Below are 17,195 nucleotides of genomic sequence, written 5' to 3' on the forward strand. Positions count from 1 at the left end.
CTGACTTTAGAACGGTTTAGGTTTAAGTAAAGATGCTACAAATTGAAATAATCACAATATATTGAGATTTAAGTAAAAACCAGAAGCATTGTGTTTCTGGTTTTTTATGGATTAATTTAAAGGCATACGATATTCAATGACCCCTGGTTTTTCAGCAATCCAGTCATAGAGTTTTTGTGCAGTTTGATTGCTTTGTTGAGTGTGCCAATACAAACGCGCGCAGGGTTGAACTATAGCTTGCTGTTGTACATATTCAATCAGGCGCTTGCCTACATGTTGACCTCTTGCCTGTGGAGAAACATATAAGTCTTCTAGATAGCAAAAGTTGGTCTCGGCCCATGTCGAGCGATGGATCACATAATGTACAAAGCCAAGAACATGCTCAGCTTGTTTAGCAACAGCACAATATATCGGCTCTTGATCATCAAAAAAACGTTGCCAAGTGGTTTGCGTAACAGTGTTGGATAAAGCCACTTTGTAAAAGTCTTGATAAGCCAGCCAATACTCCAGCCATTGTTTATAGTCTTGTTGTGCAACAGGCACAATTTGAACCACTAAATTTTCCATAGGTATTCTCCAGTTGTCGGGAAAGAAAGAGGAGAAATGAGTTTAAGTGTGATTGTGGTATTGAAATAAGATACACTTTGAGTATTTTTAACAGTACCAGTTTTGTTTATGGTGACAGTAACTTCTGCTTATTTCCCTCATTTGATCTTACCTAAAGGGGTGATTAAAGAGGGTTTATATAGCGTCTTACGTGATGCAATTTTAGATGGTCGTCTAGCTTCTGGAACCAAACTGCCCTCTAGTCGTGTCTTGGCAGAAATGATGTCGATTTCTAGAAATTCAGTCTTGGCTGCAATGGACCGTTTACTGGATGAAGGCTATATTGTGACCAAGCCAAGCTCTGGTACTTATGTCGCAGAGCTGATTCCTGATCAATTAATTTCTATACAAGAGATACCGACAGAATCTTCATCTGATATCTGTCACAAGCTAAATATTAATCCGCATATCGCAAGCTTATTACCTGCTTGGCAGAAACAAAATGTATCTGGGCAGGGTGAAAAAATATTTCATGTCGGCGTTGGTTGTATCGATTTATTCCCACATTCGCTTTGGGGGAAATTATTGGGACGTGCTTGGCGGCAGTCTCATCAGCAATTGGGGCAGTTTCATGATTGTCGAGGCTATTTGCCTTTACGTCAGGCAATTTGTGATTATGTTCGTTCTACACGGGGACTAAAATGTGATGTACAACAAATTTTGATTGTAAATGGTACCCAACAAGCGATTCATCTTGCAGCTTATGCATTATTACAACCTTTGGATCAGATCTGTTTAGATGAGCCGGGCTATGATGCCGCTTTAAATATTTTTCGGAGTTTTGGCATTCAAGTTCATCCTGTATCAAGTGATCACGAAGGGATGAAAGTTGCCGAGATTATTCAGCATTATTCCGAAAGTAAATTAATCTATACCGCACCTTCTCATCAGTTCCCTTTAGGTGGAACACTCAGTTTAAGTCGACGATTGGCCCTGTTGGAATGGGCAGCGAGTCAGCAAAAATGGATTTTTGAAGATGATTATAATAGTGAGTTTAGATATGGAACTCATCCAATTCAAGCCTTACAGGGCTTAGACCAACAACAAAGAGTGATCTATTCTGGTACTTTTTCTAAAATGATGTTTCCGGAGTTCCGACTTGGATTTATGGTGGTTCCAGAATCGCTGATAGAAACATTGAGTCTGGCAAAATACTATACTGATACGCGGAGTGCTTATTTAGAACAAGCTGCTTTGGCTTTGTTTATCAAAGAGGGGCATTATGCACGCCATGTACGTAAAGTGCGTAAAGCTTGCCAAGAACGTCAACAGGCATTAATTGCTGCGATTCAACAATTTCTTGCAGATGTATTGACTGTTCAGCCAACCGACTCAGGGATTCATGTGATTTGTTGGCTAAATGCCCCATGGACTGAGCAAAGCTTTATTGACCAGTGTCTTGCCATTCATTTGGCTGTTCAGCCTTTATCCCGCTACTGTCAACAACCTTATGAAAAAGCTGCGGTATTGTTTGGCTATGCAGCGCATACTCCAGATGAGATTAGCATGAATATTCAGAAGCTGGCGCAACAGATCAAGCACAAGTAACACGGATTCCAGTTTCATTTTCTATATTTCTTCATTTCCTATATAAATCGCTAGCTGGTCTAGCTGTATAAGCACTGATGATAATTGTTGTACATCTGTTTATGTAATGTTATAACATAACAATAAATTACAATTCGGAATCCATGATGCGTCACCATACTTTAGCAATCGCTATTTCTTTACCGGTCTTTCCTGCATATGCGATTGAAAACAAACAACTGACTGTACTTCCAGTGATTCGAGTCAATGCCGAAAATGATCCATTTATCAATCAAAGTATTGTTGTAGAAAATAGAAATGCAGACAATAAAACTTTAGGTGATGCTTTAAAGCATCTTTCAGGGGTACAAAGTAGCGCTTTTGGTCCCAATTCAGGTGCGCCTGTGATTCGCAGTTTAAGTGGAAACCGAGTGCAGATTTTGGAAGATGGTCAGTCTATTTATGGAATGAATAGTATCAGCGGCAATATTAATATCCCTTTTGATCCTTTATTCACTCAATCTGTTACTGTCAATAAATCTTCAGACAGTGTACGTTATGGTGGCAACGCCATTGGCGGAAGTGTGAATATTGATTCTGGTCTAATCGATACAGCGATGCCGAATAAAAGTTCTCAATTAGAGCTGGTAGCGAAAAAGGGCTGGAATGATTTTGATGCCAAAGGTTTTAAGCTCAATCTCAATAACCAAAGTAATTTTTCCACCAATTTATTGTTTTCTAGCCAAGATATGTCAGCTTATAAAATTCCGGGAGAGGGTAAAGCGAGCGTATGTAATAGTGGCGTATTTCCAGCGACGGGTGGGGTTAATACAGCATTGGCAGATGCTTGCCAAAAAGAAGCACGCATTCAAAAAAATTATAACACTGCATCTCAGCCTTATATTAACCAGTTTATGACAGAAAACCCTGATTGGGCAGATGGTTCATTTTCCTTCTATACGGATCAACCAACTACTGAGATGCGTGGAAAAACCTATACCAATCCGATAAACCCTAAATATGTGTCCAATACCCAGCAATATACTGAAAACAAAATTAATAAAGATGTCACACCCAACTATAAAAAAAAGCTGGGCAATAGCTATTTAGACAATCAACACTTTGCGATTGGAAGCACTTATTTTCTTAACAATGGACGTATTGGGCTCAGTGCTGATTCAAAAAAAAGTGAATATGGGGTACCCGGATTTTCTCTTGAAAATAAATCTTTTCAATCTACCAGTGACAGCATACCAGTCGGGGTGAAAACAGATCAGCGAAGATATGCCTTAGACAGCGAGTTTAATTTTAGCCCGTTGTTATTGAAACAAATACAATTTGATGTGAGTAAGAGCGTTAATACATCAGGAGAATATTTAGGATCAAAAATGGCCAATAACTATAAATTTGATACCCAACAGGCTGAATTATTACTTATGCATAGACCTGTTGAATTTTGGAATGGTTTTATTGGCTTTAATCAGATTGATCGTAAAGTGGTAGGGCATGGAAATTTACGTTATTTACCGAATATCAATACGCAAACACAAGCCGTGTTTATCAAGGAAAAATTAGACTTTGATTGGCTAGAACTCGATGCTGGTTATCGTAACGAAAAGGTTGAACATAAAATTCAAAAAAGTGATTTTGTACCATCCAGAAACTCACCGAATACAAAACTCACCGATACGAAATTTAATCTTGAAAGCTATAGTTTCGGTTCATTCTTAAAATATAATGATCTATTGGGTTTAAAGTTGCGTTATTCAGTATCAGATAGAGCACCTGAAATTAATGAACTTTATGCCAGCCATCCACATTATTCAATTATGTTACAAGAAGAAGGTAACCAAAAACTCAAAGAAGAACAGTCCAAAAATCTTGAGTTAACAGGTCTGTTCAATTATAAAAATTTTAATTTTGAAGCCACTGTATATAAGATGAAATATGACAAGTATTTGTATTTGACGCATTCAGGGGCACAAATGCGTAATCGTTTGCCACTCAAATATTGGACCCAGACAGATGCTGAAATTACTGGATTTGAAATTGATTTAAAACAAAAGTTTGAACTCAATCAGTATGGCAATCTTTTGATCTCTGCTTTTGCTGATTTGGTGAAAAATAAAAACTTGAATCCAAACAAAACCAGTTTAGCAAATGATGGAAATTACTTACCTAATATGCCAACGAACCGTTATGGGTTAAATCTTGAATGGAATAAAAATGATTGGTTAGCACGCTTATCCAATATTTACTATGATCAAGCTCAGTATTTAGGCAAAAATGTGTCTAAAGAAATTCCATTGCCGTCTTATAACTTGCTTGATCTACAAATTCAGAAACACTTCAAATTACAAAATGCCAATTTTGATGTTTTCCTCAATGGATCTAATTTGTTAAATGAAGATGCACGACCACAGAACTCGCCATTAAAATACATTGCACCTCTTCCTGGGCGTGGGGTACAGCTGGGTATAAGTATGAAAATTTAATCGCTTAACTTTTGTTGGCTAAATTTTATATGCGAGATCTTAACTTAAGATTTATTATCGGGGGCAATAAGTTGCTGTTGTCTAGAAGACTTCAAGCAACATGTTGGCCCCTTTATTTTGATAGATTGAGAGTAACAAATTGATGTGATTAAATTAAAAAATAGCTGTTAAAAATAGTCTATTCGATTCAATCATTACAGCTTGATTTATTACAGCGTGAATTGTTTAACATGCGATTGCTGCTTCACGTTCAAAAATAGATTCAACACTTTCAAATACCAAATGACAAGTTTGGTTTTGATATTGTCGCGCATAGCTGTTTACTGCATTTTCAAGCACTTGTAAAAAATCATTATAATTCTGTTCAAAGTCTAATAAGTCGAGTAAATCTGATTTTTTGCTGTTATGGCAGTTATATTTTTGAATAAAATCAAGCATTATTTTTTGAATAGGGGCGTGAGTAAAATAAATTAAATAAGTCGCTGCCGAACCACAATGCAAACAACCTTGTTCAAGATAAATTTCTTCACTGTTTAACCAGCAACATTGTAAGGTAAAAAATGCTCGAATCGCTTCAGTCGCTAGAGTAGGCTGTTCCAAAGTGTTCACCAATCTTTAGATAATGAAATTGATAATCATTATCAATTATATTTTGCAAAAAGTCTATTTGATAATCATTAAATTTCTTAAATGGTGTGCTGAAAGCTGTATTGTGAAATTTAAAAAGCTTTTATAAGAAAAAATCGATTTAACAAAGACTGCAACTACAGAGTTCAAATATACCAATTATTTTTAATTGCTTAATAATTAAATGATATTTATTGTTTTTTTGAGATTATTTACATTTTGTGTTAAGTTTTGCTTATTAATTTTAGGCTATAAGAATAAATAAATGTTGAACAATATTTTTACTTTCTTCAATAGCTAAAAATACTTATACATCTGATAACGCTTATCTAAAAAGGAAATATTAATGAATAAACTATTTTCTTCTTTATTACTCACCACTTGCATGATCACGACAAGTTGCGCATTTGCACAATCAGCAATAAAAAATACTGGAAATAATATGATCAATTTAGAAAAAACTAAAACTTATTGTATTGGGCGTTATGTGGTTGATATTCCTGCTGAGGCTAATCCATTAGAACGTTATGATAAATATGATTCTTTTACTATTAAGGTTCAAACTAAAGCAACACGTCAAGATTTTGATGAAGCAGTTCAAAAAGTGAGAAAAGAATATTCTGAAGACGGTTGGTTTATCACTGATGATCCTCAAGAACAAAAAATTGATAGTCGAGTCACTAAAATTATCAAAGGTAAGACATCAAAACATAAAGGCGATCCTTTAGATGTCTTTGGTTTCGTATGGGATAAAAATACTTTATTTTTAATTGAAGGTGGGCATAGTGACTCCCCTGAAAGAACCAAGAGAAGTAACGAGGCGATTCATAATTTAGTGAAAAATTTACGCTATCGTAATGAACATGAGATTCCCAAGGAAGCAGGACAATGTATTTACCAAGGCTTTATTAAAGATCAAACCAAACAGTACCGCTATAGTATCCAAAAGCTTGGTTTTAGATTTAAGGACTATCCAACAGTGGTGTTACGTTTTGAGGCAGAAACAAATGATGAATATGTCTTGCCAATGATTCCACGGATAGAAAAAAAGTTTAAAGAGGTCGGGCAAAGCCAGCGTCAAATTGATAAAGGCAATATTCGTAAAGGTGAAAAAAATACTGGGCATTTAACGGGACAAGAATGGATTTCAGTAGAAAAAATGAAAGGGAAAAATGGCATTAGTGCCTTATGGGAACATACAGGCAGTGCCAATAATAACCAAGATCCATTGATTAGTTTTGAGGTAGATACGGCACGTTCTTCACCTCTTACACAGAGTAGTAGCCTAGAACAATATGACGCCTTAAAACTATATGAATCGATTCTAAAAACCATTCGTAAATTCGGAGAATAATAATTTTAAACAATGCTTATAGATCTGATAACGCTTATCTAAAAAGGAAATATTAATGAATAAACTATTTTCTTCTTTATTACTCACCACTTGCATGATCACGACAAGTTGCGCATTTGCACAATCAGCAATAAAAAATACTGGAAATAATATGATCAATTTAGAAAAAACTAAAACTTATTGTATTGGGCGTTATGTGGTTGATATTCCTGCTGAGGCTAATCCATTAGAACGTTATGATAAATATGATTCTTTTACTATTAAGGTTCAAACTAAAGCAACACGTCAAGATTTTGATGAAGCAGTTCAAAAATGGAGAAATGATTATTCCAAAGGTAATCGAAAAATTTTTGAAGACCCACAAGAACAAGTATTCGATGGTCGATTGACTAAGATTTTTAAAGGGAAATTAGCAGATAAAAAAATACTACCTTATGATGTTTTTGGATTTGTACTCGATAAAAATACTTTATTTTTAATAGAGGGAATGCATAGTGATACACCACAGTTGACAGCCGAAAGTAATGAAGCGATTCATAATTTAGTGAAAAACTTACGCTATCGTAATGAACATGAGATTCCTAAGGAAGCAGGACAATGTATTTACCAAGGCTTTATCAAAGATCAAACCAAACAATACCGCTATAGTATCCAAAAGCTTGGTTTTAGATTTAAGGACTATCCAACAGTGGTGTTACGTTTTGAGGCAGAAACAAATGATGAATATGTCTTGCCAATGATTCCACGGATAGAAAAAAAGTTTAAAGAGGTCGGGCAAAGCCAGCGTCAAATTGATAAAGGCAATATTCGTAAAGGTGAAAAAAATACTGGGCATTTAACGGGACAAGAATGGATTTCAGTAGAAAAAATGAAAGGGAAAAATGGCATTAGTGCCTTATGGGAACATACAGGCAGTGCCAATAATAACCAAGATCCATTGATTAGTTTTGAGGTAGATACGGCACGTTCTTCACCTCTTACACAGAGCAGTAGCCTAGAACAATATGATGCCTTAAAACTATATGAATCGATTCTAAAAACCATCCGTAAATTCGGAGAATAATAATGTCAAATAATGTCCATCGTCATGAAGCCTATGAAATACTTTACGAATCTGGAAGTGTGTCTTATGTTTCATATACCACACCAGATAGTGTTAATTCCGAGTGTGTAATTCCTGCACCTGTCAAATATGTCGTGCCGATTATTTTTATTCCAGGGATTATGGGGTCAAATATTAAAGATACCGCTGATGATAAAGAGGTTTGGTATCCCCGAATATCACTGTCTACGATTATTGAATACAGTAAACGAGATGCACGAGAACGACAGATTGCCCTGAACCCAGCAACAACTCAGGTTGGGTACGATGGCGATGTAAAAATAAGTAAAAAAGCAATTCCATATATGACCAAAGACTTGGCTTTGGCACGCGGTTGGGGTTCAGTGATTACCATGGGTTATGCAAATTTACTGATTTATTTGGAGAGTAATTTAAATCAACCCTTCAAGAAATTAAAAGATCAAGAGAAGGATAAGTTTAATGGTACAGCTGAATGGGAAAAAATTGTCCAACCCGGCAATGCAGATACGGAAAAAATACTTAAAAATTGGTCGTCGCTAAAAACCGTTGAATTATTAGGTCTAGAACAGCATGAGGAGTTGGCAGATTATGCTTTTCCAGTGTTTGCCTGTGGCTATAACTGGTTACAAAGTAATATGAAGTCAGCAGATCATGTTGCAGACCGACTGAATAATCAAGTTATGGCGCAAGTTAAAAAAGAATTTCCTACAGCAAAATTTAAAAAATTTATTATCGTTAGCCACTCTATGGGGGGCTTAGTGACTCGCGCCTTGATCCAAAATGCTAAGGTTAAAGATAAGATTGCTGGTGTGATACATGGTGCGATGCCTGCCAGTGGTGCGCCAGCAGTATATCAACGCCTCACTGTAGGCTGGGATGGTTGGAAAGCCTCAACAGGACTTTTCAAAAGTGCTGTAGCTTGGGCAACCAAATTTATGTTTGGGAATACTTCTGAACGTCTCACCGCAACATTGGCAAATGCGCCCGGTGGCTTAGAGTTATTACCTTTTTCAAATTATTCCAATGTTGGGGATTTTCCCAAAAATTCTCAAGCATGGTTGGTCATTAAAGCTAAAACGCCTACAGGTGAAATGACTGCCACATTGCCAAAAAGCAATGATCCTTATAATGATCTCTATAAAAGAAAAGACTGTTGGTGGGCGATGATCAATCCTGATTTTATCGATCCTGCTGGATTGGTTGCAAAAACGGTAGATAAAGAAGGATATGATAGTATTTTTGATGTTTATAGTAAGAATATAAATATAGTCAAAAAATTGCATGATCATATAAAAGATACCTATCATGCCAATACTTATGCAAGCTATGGTGCTGACGAAGGGTTTAAAGCATTTGGTCAAGTGGTGTGGCGTTGTAAAGAAGAGTTAAATATTAGCAGTGAAAATGAACTAATTGAATTAATGAACTTATATGGCAAGAAAAATTTAATTGAACTTCCAGATATAAAAGATCGAAGTGATATAAAAGAAGACGATGTAAAACATGTTCAGGAAGATGATGCTGAATTAAGTATAAAAGGTTCGAAAATCCATAATTTACTAGACAATGCCTATAAAAAAGATGGCATAAGGGAAGTCTTGCTAGATGAAAAGTCCAAAATTTCTAAAACCAATAAAGCCACATTTTATTTAGATATTAAACCAACTTCAAAGGGAGACGGAACGGTTTGTTATCAGTCTGGACAGGATGTGCGTGCTGATGGTCGTAGTCCAATTGAAACATTTATTATCAATGGTTATGAACATGCAAGTAGTTATGATAATGCGCATGTTCAATTAAATACCATCTACTGTATCGCAAATATTGTTGACATTATGAAGCAAGCTTCAGCAGCAGAAGTGTGTAAAAGTGAAATAAACAGACCATAAGCTAACTTTAGTAAACCAAACCATAGCTGTTGTTTAAGAAATTGATCAAACAGCACAGTCAACGATGATGGCGCTGTTTAATCCAATAGATTTTGTCATCAGAACATGCAGTTAAATGACGGTTTTAAACTTATTTGCTGTTTAAACGATGCCCTGATTTAAAACCATTTTCACTTGCTAAAAATACAATACATAACCCCAATAATGATAAGGCGATGATACAAACAAAAAATGAGTCTATTCCTACATTTTGCAGTAGGATGCCGCCAAAAATACCGCCCCCTGCAACAGCAAGATTGAACACTGTCACCAGCATTGATTGGGCAATATCTACATTTTCACCTGCAACATCTGCCAGCGCAGTTTGTAGTAGGGTTGGTGCACCACCAAAAGTCATTCCCCAAAGTACGATACCTAGCATCACAAGCCAGATGTGATGACCGCTCAAGCCCATCAAAAGAGCAGCGATTGCAAAACCTGTTAAACTGATCAGGATTAATTTGCGTAATGATCTATCTATCCAAATCCCTGTAATCCAAATGCCGAATATTGAAGAAAGACCAAAAATAAGCAGGATAAGATCAATATGCTCACTCAGCTGGACAGCTGATAAATAAGGAGAAATAAAGGTATAAAGTATGTTGTGTGCCAAAATCCAAACAAAAATAACTGTCAAAATTGCGCCTATACCAGGGTGAACCAAGACTTTGAGGATAGATTGTTGCTTACTCGGGGGTTGTCCAGCCAAATGAGGAAGGCTTACTTTAATCCAGATGATTAGGATTAAGGCAAGCCCTGAAATCATCCAGAAAACCCCACGCCAGCCAAACAGATTGCCCAACCAAATGGCTAAAGGCACACCCATACATAATGCGATGGGTTGACCAACCCCAACGATTGCCATCGCTCTGCCTTGTAGATGGGCAGGAACCAGATTTCGAGCATAACCAGCCAAGATACCCCAGATAATTCCAGCAGACATTCCGGCAATAAATCGTGAAATCAGGATGACGATATAGCTAGAAGATAGCGCTGTTAGACTATTGAAGATAAACAAGCCGGCGATTGCCAATAATAATAAAGGTTTTCTTGACCAACTTCGTGTTGCAGCAACCACAGGGATCGCCGCAATGACCGATCCTAAGGCATAAACTGAAATCATTTGCCCTGCTAAAGCTTGAGAAACTTCTAAGTCATGACTGATTAATGCCAATAAGCCAGCTGGTATGATTTCCGTCATAATGGTAATAAAACCTGCAACCGTAAAGGCCAATAATTTCCAAATTGGTAAGCTTGACGCAGATCGATTCAGCTCTGGTCTGTTGTTGAGCTGATTCATGCGTTATACCTCTGTGTATGATTAACAGAAAGATCATCTCGCTTAAGGAATATAGGCATCACAAAATATTGAAGATAAATATCCATACTAAACACCATGTTGTCATTATAATGGAACGATCGTTCCATTTTAGGGTAAATAAAATCCTCAGCATTGCAAATTGGACAGTCTGCTAAGGGGTAACTCGAAATTAATACAAGATATTCAATGCTACTTCAGCAACATTCTCTAGATATTGCTGACGATTTTCTGGGCTACAGCCTTTGCTTAAAACGCGAATGCCTTGAATGGTATTCACGAAAAAAAGAGCTAAAGCTTGTGGCGAACTATGTAGGATGATTTCACCAGATTGCTTTCCTCTGATTATGAGCTGTTCTAGTGCAAGTTGTAATCGTTCAAAATTATACGTGACAGATTCAGCTGTCTTTTGATCATGTCCTGCTAACTCCAAACAGGCATTGGCCATTAGGCAGCCCCGTTGTTGCGGATCGTTTAATTCATCTTCAATGATACGAGATAGTAATTGTTGGATGATACTTTTGACTGATCCATCACTGGATAATAAGTCGATATTTGATTTACTAATCAGGCGTTGATAGCGAGATAAGGCTTGTTGGTATAGCTGCTCTTTATTGTTAAAGGAACTATATAAACTGCTGCGTGAAAGTCCAGTTTCCTCAACCAAATCTTGAATGGATGTCGCTGCAAACCCTTTACGCCAGAAAACTTGCATAACGGCATTTTCAACTTCTTCTGGATCAAACGCTTTAGTGCGCATAATGTTAATTCATACTGGAACAATCGTTCCTGATACTTTATACAAACAATCAATGGCTGTCTAATGATAATTCAACAGTATGGGGAGATTTGAGTTTGCTTTATTGAATTAAGCCAAGATATAAGTCAATCTGTCAAAAAAGCTCAGACATAATAATATAATTTTTTTTAATGAATATTTTTAATTAAATCAATTGCATGAGAAAATAAATTATTTAATTATAAAAAGCTTGCAATGCCACACCTTACATTCAAACTTTAAATAGCTTTGCGTAGGCGATGCCTCACTTTCGTAAGAGGTGCCAAACCTTGCGCTTCAAACAAAGCAGTGCTTTGTTTTTGCTCATGTTGGGCGAGGGGTAGGATCACCATCTATAATTCAAAAGTAAAAAAAATGAATTGATACCCAACAGTTTCTAAAAGCACATACAAAAACATAAGTTCATTTCTGATCAATGACTTGATAGAAATCACTTATATGAATAATTAGGGGGGTGACTATAGACATTAAAAAACCACGCTCTTGGAGGGCATGGTTTTTGGTTAATCTATAACAGGTTACTAAATATCTAAACTTTAGCTTAAAACTTTTTAGTGAGTGAAAAAGTGAGGGTGGAATCAATTGGATTTGAAACATTGGCATTGGGATTGCCATTGCTGTATTTTTGATAATATCCGTTTTTGTCCCATGCTTTGCTATAACTTAAACTGGAAGATAAGCCATAAGGTAGCACTTTATTAATGGCAAAACTGGCATCTTGAAAGCTTGCGGCAGAAAAGTTTTTTATACGTTGATTGCCATAATGCATATTCACCGACCAGCCTTGAGCGATGGGTTGTAACCAATTTACATCTAAATAGCCTGAACCTCGAGAGTGCTTATTGGAACCAATTGCTAAAGTGTCAGAATTATTGCCAAAATAATCTTGGGTATAGGTGATTGCATATTTAACACTCAGCGGACCATAGCTGATTTCTGGAATAATTTCACCATAATCAAAACGGGTATGACCTGTTTCAGCAGTGGTTTTTGCCCCAGGATAGTAGTAATAAGCGACTTTAGTAGCCAGATTTAACTGACCGAAACTACGGCTATAACCAGTATAGACATCCCATTCAACATTGGCATCACGGATGAAGTCATCACTCACAGTAGAAGCCCAAGTTCCTGCATAAAAACCATTGGGATGTGCATAATCAAATCCGCCTTGTATAGCAGGGTTGCCCCAGGTCTGTTGAAAACCACGTGAGATATATTGGCTGGCCACTGTCAAATTTGCACTATAAGGAGATGGTGTTTCTACACCTGATTCATTGGCATGTATGGTTTGAAAAAATAGACTCAAAGGGATGGTCAATAATAATTTTTTTCTCATTTTATTCGTCCTTGCAAGATGCGACACACTCAGTCAAAACTCAGGTGTCGCTAAAATATGAATACTTTTACACGATCGGACGTAAAGGTGCTTTGCGCACGGGTGCAGTGCCAGCTTTGTAATAACCCGCTTCAGAACGTGGCAATTTTTGACCACGAATTTGATCTGCGATTTTTTCAGCGATCATGATCGTTGTGGCATTTAAATTTCCAGTAATGATCAGTGGCATTATCGAAGCATCAACAACCCGCAAGCCTTGTAGACCGTGTACACGACCTTGACCGTCAACCACTGCCATTTCGTCTTCACCCATCTTGCAACTACATGAAGGATGGTATGCTGTTTCAGCATGGTTGCGCACGAAGTCATCCAGTTCCGCATCAGTTTGCACCTGTTTTCCAGGACTGATTTCCTCGCCACGATATGCATCCAGTGCAGGCTGTTGCATGATTTCACGTGTGATACGAATGGCATCACGGAATTCACGCCAGTCTTGCTCAGTCGACATATAGTTGAACAGGATGCTTGGATGCTCAAAAGGATCTTTTGATTTCAGCTTAATTCTACCACGTGAAGGTGAGCGCATAGAACCGACATGGGCTTGGAAGCCATGTTCTTTGACGGGATTACTGCCGTTATAGTTAATCGCAACAGGTAAGAAGTGATATTGAATATTTGGCCAGTCAAATTCATCTGAGCTGCGGATAAAACCACCTGCTTCAAACTGATTACTTGCGCCAATACCAGTCCCATTAAATAACCATTCAGCGCCAATCGCAGGCTGGTTAAACCATTTTAAAGCGGGGTAGAGTGAAACAGGTTGCTTACATTTGTATTGTAAGTACATTTCCAAATGGTCTTGTAAGTTTTCACCGACACCCGGTAAATCATGTACCACGTCGATGTCCATCGATTTAAGGAAATTACTTTCGCCAACACCCGAACGTTGTAAAATTTGTGGGGATGCAATCGCGCCTGCACAAAGCAAGACTTCACGGTTTGCGCGTGCTTGTGTGAGATTGGCTTGATCTGCACCAATAATATATTCCACACCAATGGCATGTTTTTGATTAAATAAAATTTTATTGGTGGTGGCATGGGTCACGATAGTTAAATTAGGGCGACCCTTTGCCATGTCTAAATAACCACGCGCAGTACTAGAGCGACGGCCTTTTGGTGTCACAGTACGATCCATTGGACCGAAACCTTCTTGTTGATAACCATTCAAGTCATCTGTACGTGGATAGCCTGCTTGTACACCTGCTTCAACCATGGCATGGAACAAGACATTATTGCCATTTTTAGGGGTTGCCACAGATACAGGGCCATCGCCACCGTGGTAGTCATTGCCACCAATATCGCGGGTTTCAGCTTTTTTATAATACGGTAAGCAGTCTGCATAGCTCCAGTCTTCTAGCCCTTTGAGCGTCGACCAGTGATCTAAGTCCATCGCATTACCGCGGATATAACACATCCCGTTAATCAATGATGAACCACCTAAACCTTTACCACGGCCACATTCCATACGGCGATTATTCATATGTGGTTCAGGATCAGTGAGATATGCCCAGTTGTAACGGCGTCCTTGTAGTGGATAAGCCAACGCTGCTGGCATTTGAGTACGGAAATCTAAACGGTAGTCTGGGCCACCTGCTTCCAAGAGTAAAACTGTAATGTCTTTGTCTTCAGTTAAACGTGTTGCGAGCACATTTCCGGCAGATCCTGCGCCGATGATAATGTAGTCATATGCTAGAGTATTCATAATTATCCTTTTTGTATTTTTAAAAGTGCCAATGCAATCAGGTGATGACATGGCACATAGGATTGATATACGGAGAAAGCCTGAGTGCATTAAAAAATGCTTTGATACTCACCTAACTCAACTTGAACTGACTTGATACGGGTGTAATGTCCAAGTGTGGTTAAACCATTTTCACGGCCGACACCTGATTGTTTATAGCCACCCACTGGCATTTCAGCAGGGGATTCGCCCCAAGTGTTGATCCAGCAAATACCTGCTTCGATTTGATGAATAATACGATGTGCTTTGGTGATGTCTTGTGTGACAACACCTGCCGCTAAACCAAAAGTGGTGTCATTGGCACGACGAATGACTTCTTCTTCAGTTTCATAACTGAGAATGCTCATGACAGGGCCAAAGATTTCTTCTTCAACGATGCGCATATCATCTTGGCAGTCACTGAAAACTGTCGGCAACACATAAGCACCTTGCGCCAATTCAGCTTCTGTCGCACGACCACCACCAATCAACAGTTTGGCACCTTGTTGTTTACCTGACTCAATGAACGACAAGACTTTTTCCATATGTGGGAAGCTGGTGAGTGGACCAAAGTTGGTTTGCTCAGCCATTGGATCACCAATACGGATCCGTTTTACCCGTTCTACAATAGCGGCTTCAAAATCTGCCAACAGGGCTTTTGGAACAAAAACACGTGTACCATTGGTACATACTTGACCTGAACTAAAGAAGTTAGCCATCACCGCAATGTCTGCTGCTCGATTGAGGTCAGCATCATCACAAATAATTAAAGGGGATTTACCGCCGAGTTCCATGGTCACTTCTTTGAGTGTAGAGCCTGCGGCACTTGCCATAACTTTCTTGCCTGTTTCAACACCACCAGTGAAAGAAATTTTTTCAATAACAGGATGTTCAGTTAACCATTGTCCAATCTCACGGCCTGCACCTTGTACCACGTTAAATACGCCATCTGGTAGTCCCGCTTCAGTATAGATTTCAGCAAGTTTGAATACGCTCAGCGGTGTGGTTTCACTTGGTTTAAAGATCATGGCGTTCCCAGCAGCTAGAGCAGGGGCAGATTTCCATAATGCGATTTGAATTGGATAGTTCCAAGCACCGATTCCCGCGACAACACCAAGTGGTTCACGACGGGTATAGAAAAAGCTTGATTCACGAAGCGGAACTTGCTCTCCCTGAATTGCAGTCGCGAGACCTGCGTAATATTCGAGGACATCAGCACCTGTGACAATATCAACGGTCGATGTTTCGCTAAAGGCTTTACCTGTATCGAGGGTTTCTAAGCGAGCGAGTTCATCATTACGCTCACGTAAGATGTCGACAGCGCGACGTAAAATACGAGAACGTTCCATCGCTGTCATTGCGGCCCAAATTTTTTGACCTTGTTGTGCGCTTTGAACAGCCGCTTCGATGTCTTGTTGTGATGCTTGTTGAAGGGTTGCAATCACTTCACCATTGGCAGGGTTAATACTGGTAAAGGTCTTACCACTGGTCGCTGCTACATAGCGACCATGGATGTACAATTGATGAACTTGTGAATCACTCATTCTGTCTCTCCTGCAAAGGCTTTTCCGCAAATTGTAATTGCGTTTTTACATAATCGTAAGCAATGGAACGTGCCAGTTGGCTGTCAAATTCATCATGACTGCTTAGACTGCCACGTAACCATAATCCGTCAATCAATGCCGCTAAACCACGAGCGGCAATGCTTGCCTGTTCTTTGTCCAATAACTTGAGAAAGTGAAACTTCAAGTTTGAGTACAGGCGTTGATCATTAATTTGTTGCAAGCGCCCAAGTTCGGGTAGATGCATGCTTGCAGACCAAAAGTCTAACCAGATGCGCATGGCTTGTTTATTGACCTGACTAATATCAAAGTTAGAATCAATAATCGCTTTAAGTTGGCTTTCTGGATGCTCGTCTGCTTCAGTTTTATTTTGGTCGGTTTTGCGACGTAAAACATTCAACATTTCTTGCATGCAGGTATTTATTAATCCCTGTTTATCACCAAAATAGTGACTCACAATACCTGTGGATAGCTCGGCTTTCTTTGCGATTTGTGCAATGGTCATATTGGATAAACCCACTTCATAAATCACATCAAATGCGGCGTTAATAATTTCTTCACGTCGCACATGCTCTGGTTTGACTCTACGTTTTGTCATGTATATCCACTTAAAGTGCTGAAAAGGCACTTTTTATTTAACATTACTCAATGTAGAACATCTTAGCATTTTTTTATAATACTTTTTATTGATTGAACGTTCAATTAATAAAAAGTATAATCTACAAAAATCAATAATTTTTTGATGAGTAATAAGAAATGTAAGTGTATACATCAACATT

Annotated in this window: 13 protein-coding genes; 5 read left to right on the plus strand and 8 right to left on the minus strand. The window is 38.2% G+C overall.

Going from position 1 to position 17,195, the window contains the following annotated elements; genetic code table 11:
- Positions 1-111: 111 nt before the first annotated feature.
- Positions 112-567, minus strand: coding sequence for a GNAT family N-acetyltransferase (locus AC2G3J_RS04660; RefSeq protein WP_336951927.1), 456 nt, complete (start codon positions 565-567; stop codon positions 112-114).
- Positions 568-675: 108 nt separating this feature from the next.
- Between AC2G3J_RS04660 and pdxR the strand changes: the two genes are divergently transcribed.
- Entirely contained in the window at positions 676-2,154 is a 1,479-nt protein-coding gene (gene pdxR / locus AC2G3J_RS04665) for a MocR-like pyridoxine biosynthesis transcription factor PdxR (protein WP_483770729.1), read from the plus strand.
- 146 nt (positions 2,155-2,300) lie between these two features.
- Positions 2,301-4,628, plus strand: coding sequence for a TonB-dependent receptor domain-containing protein (locus tag AC2G3J_RS04670; RefSeq protein WP_483770730.1), 2,328 nt, complete (start codon positions 2,301-2,303; stop codon positions 4,626-4,628).
- 225 nt (positions 4,629-4,853) lie between these two features.
- On the opposite strand, the gene AC2G3J_RS04675 is transcribed toward AC2G3J_RS04670, so the two are convergent.
- Positions 4,854-5,237, minus strand: a complete 384-nt coding sequence (locus tag AC2G3J_RS04675) for a hypothetical protein (RefSeq protein WP_336951924.1) — start codon at positions 5,235-5,237, stop codon at positions 4,854-4,856.
- Positions 5,238-5,601: 364 nt separating this feature from the next.
- Between AC2G3J_RS04675 and AC2G3J_RS04680 the strand changes: the two genes are divergently transcribed.
- The 3 genes from AC2G3J_RS04680 to AC2G3J_RS04690 are packed head-to-tail and all read left to right on the plus strand — an operon-like array spanning position 5,602 to position 9,582.
- The gene (locus AC2G3J_RS04680) at positions 5,602-6,609 is read left to right on the plus strand and encodes a T6SS immunity protein Tli4 family protein (RefSeq protein WP_483770731.1); all 1,008 of its coding nucleotides are present in this window, start codon (positions 5,602-5,604) and stop codon (positions 6,607-6,609) included.
- Positions 6,610-6,664: 55 nt separating this feature from the next.
- Complete coding sequence (locus tag AC2G3J_RS04685; RefSeq protein ID WP_483770732.1) at positions 6,665-7,672, plus strand: T6SS immunity protein Tli4 family protein; 1,008 nt, start codon at positions 6,665-6,667, stop codon at positions 7,670-7,672.
- A gap of 2 nt (positions 7,673-7,674) precedes the next feature.
- Entirely contained in the window at positions 7,675-9,582 is a 1,908-nt protein-coding gene (locus AC2G3J_RS04690) for a Tle4 family T6SS lipase effector (RefSeq protein ID WP_483770733.1), read from the plus strand.
- Positions 9,583-9,712: 130 nt separating this feature from the next.
- Here AC2G3J_RS04690 and AC2G3J_RS04695 read toward each other — a convergent pair whose 3' ends face one another.
- The 6 genes from AC2G3J_RS04695 to betI form a co-directional block, all read right to left on the minus strand.
- Positions 9,713-10,921: an MFS transporter gene (locus AC2G3J_RS04695; RefSeq protein WP_483770734.1), complete on the minus strand. Its 1,209-nt coding sequence runs from the start codon at positions 10,919-10,921 to the stop codon at positions 9,713-9,715.
- Between the two features lie 190 nt (positions 10,922-11,111).
- Entirely contained in the window at positions 11,112-11,699 is a 588-nt protein-coding gene (locus AC2G3J_RS04700; protein ID WP_336951919.1) for a TetR/AcrR family transcriptional regulator, read from the minus strand.
- 580 nt (positions 11,700-12,279) lie between these two features.
- A complete protein-coding gene (locus tag AC2G3J_RS04705) occupies positions 12,280-13,074 on the minus strand; it encodes a TorF family putative porin (RefSeq protein ID WP_419359780.1) in 795 nt (264 codons plus the stop codon).
- 67 nt (positions 13,075-13,141) lie between these two features.
- Complete coding sequence (gene betA / locus AC2G3J_RS04710) at positions 13,142-14,836, minus strand: choline dehydrogenase (RefSeq protein WP_336951917.1); 1,695 nt, start codon at positions 14,834-14,836, stop codon at positions 13,142-13,144.
- Positions 14,837-14,925: 89 nt separating this feature from the next.
- On the minus strand, positions 14,926-16,398 hold the full coding sequence (gene betB / locus AC2G3J_RS04715; RefSeq protein ID WP_336951916.1) for a betaine-aldehyde dehydrogenase: 1,473 nt from the start codon (positions 16,396-16,398) through the stop codon (positions 14,926-14,928).
- The gene (gene betI, locus AC2G3J_RS04720) at positions 16,391-17,014 is read right to left on the minus strand and encodes a transcriptional regulator BetI (RefSeq protein WP_336951915.1); all 624 of its coding nucleotides are present in this window, start codon (positions 17,012-17,014) and stop codon (positions 16,391-16,393) included. Before betI ends, betB begins: the two co-directional genes overlap by 8 nt.
- Positions 17,015-17,195: the final 181 nt, after the last annotated feature.

The sequence above is a fragment of the Acinetobacter legionensis genome, assembly GCF_057165765.1.

What these genes read in the sequence shown, in the direction of transcription:
- AC2G3J_RS04700 (WP_336951919.1), bottom strand. Translation starts at nt 11,699, where the DNA reads ATGCGCACTAAAGCGTTTGATCCAGAAGAAGTTGAAAATGCCGTTATG.
- AC2G3J_RS04685 (WP_483770732.1), top strand. Translation starts at nt 6,665, where the DNA reads ATGAATAAACTATTTTCTTCTTTATTACTCACCACTTGCATGATCACG.
- AC2G3J_RS04680 (WP_483770731.1), top strand. Translation starts at nt 5,602, where the DNA reads ATGAATAAACTATTTTCTTCTTTATTACTCACCACTTGCATGATCACG.
- AC2G3J_RS04660 (WP_336951927.1), bottom strand. Translation starts at nt 567, where the DNA reads ATGGAAAATTTAGTGGTTCAAATTGTGCCTGTTGCACAACAAGACTAT.
- betB (WP_336951916.1), bottom strand. Translation starts at nt 16,398, where the DNA reads ATGAGTGATTCACAAGTTCATCAATTGTACATCCATGGTCGCTATGTA.
- AC2G3J_RS04695 (WP_483770734.1), bottom strand. Translation starts at nt 10,921, where the DNA reads ATGAATCAGCTCAACAACAGACCAGAGCTGAATCGATCTGCGTCAAGC.
- AC2G3J_RS04670 (WP_483770730.1), top strand. Translation starts at nt 2,301, where the DNA reads ATGCGTCACCATACTTTAGCAATCGCTATTTCTTTACCGGTCTTTCCT.
- pdxR (WP_483770729.1), top strand. Translation starts at nt 676, where the DNA reads ATGGTGACAGTAACTTCTGCTTATTTCCCTCATTTGATCTTACCTAAA.
- betI (WP_336951915.1), bottom strand. Translation starts at nt 17,014, where the DNA reads ATGACAAAACGTAGAGTCAAACCAGAGCATGTGCGACGTGAAGAAATT.
- AC2G3J_RS04705 (WP_419359780.1), bottom strand. Translation starts at nt 13,074, where the DNA reads ATGAGAAAAAAATTATTATTGACCATCCCTTTGAGTCTATTTTTTCAA.
- AC2G3J_RS04690 (WP_483770733.1), top strand. Translation starts at nt 7,675, where the DNA reads ATGTCAAATAATGTCCATCGTCATGAAGCCTATGAAATACTTTACGAA.
- betA (WP_336951917.1), bottom strand. Translation starts at nt 14,836, where the DNA reads ATGAATACTCTAGCATATGACTACATTATCATCGGCGCAGGATCTGCC.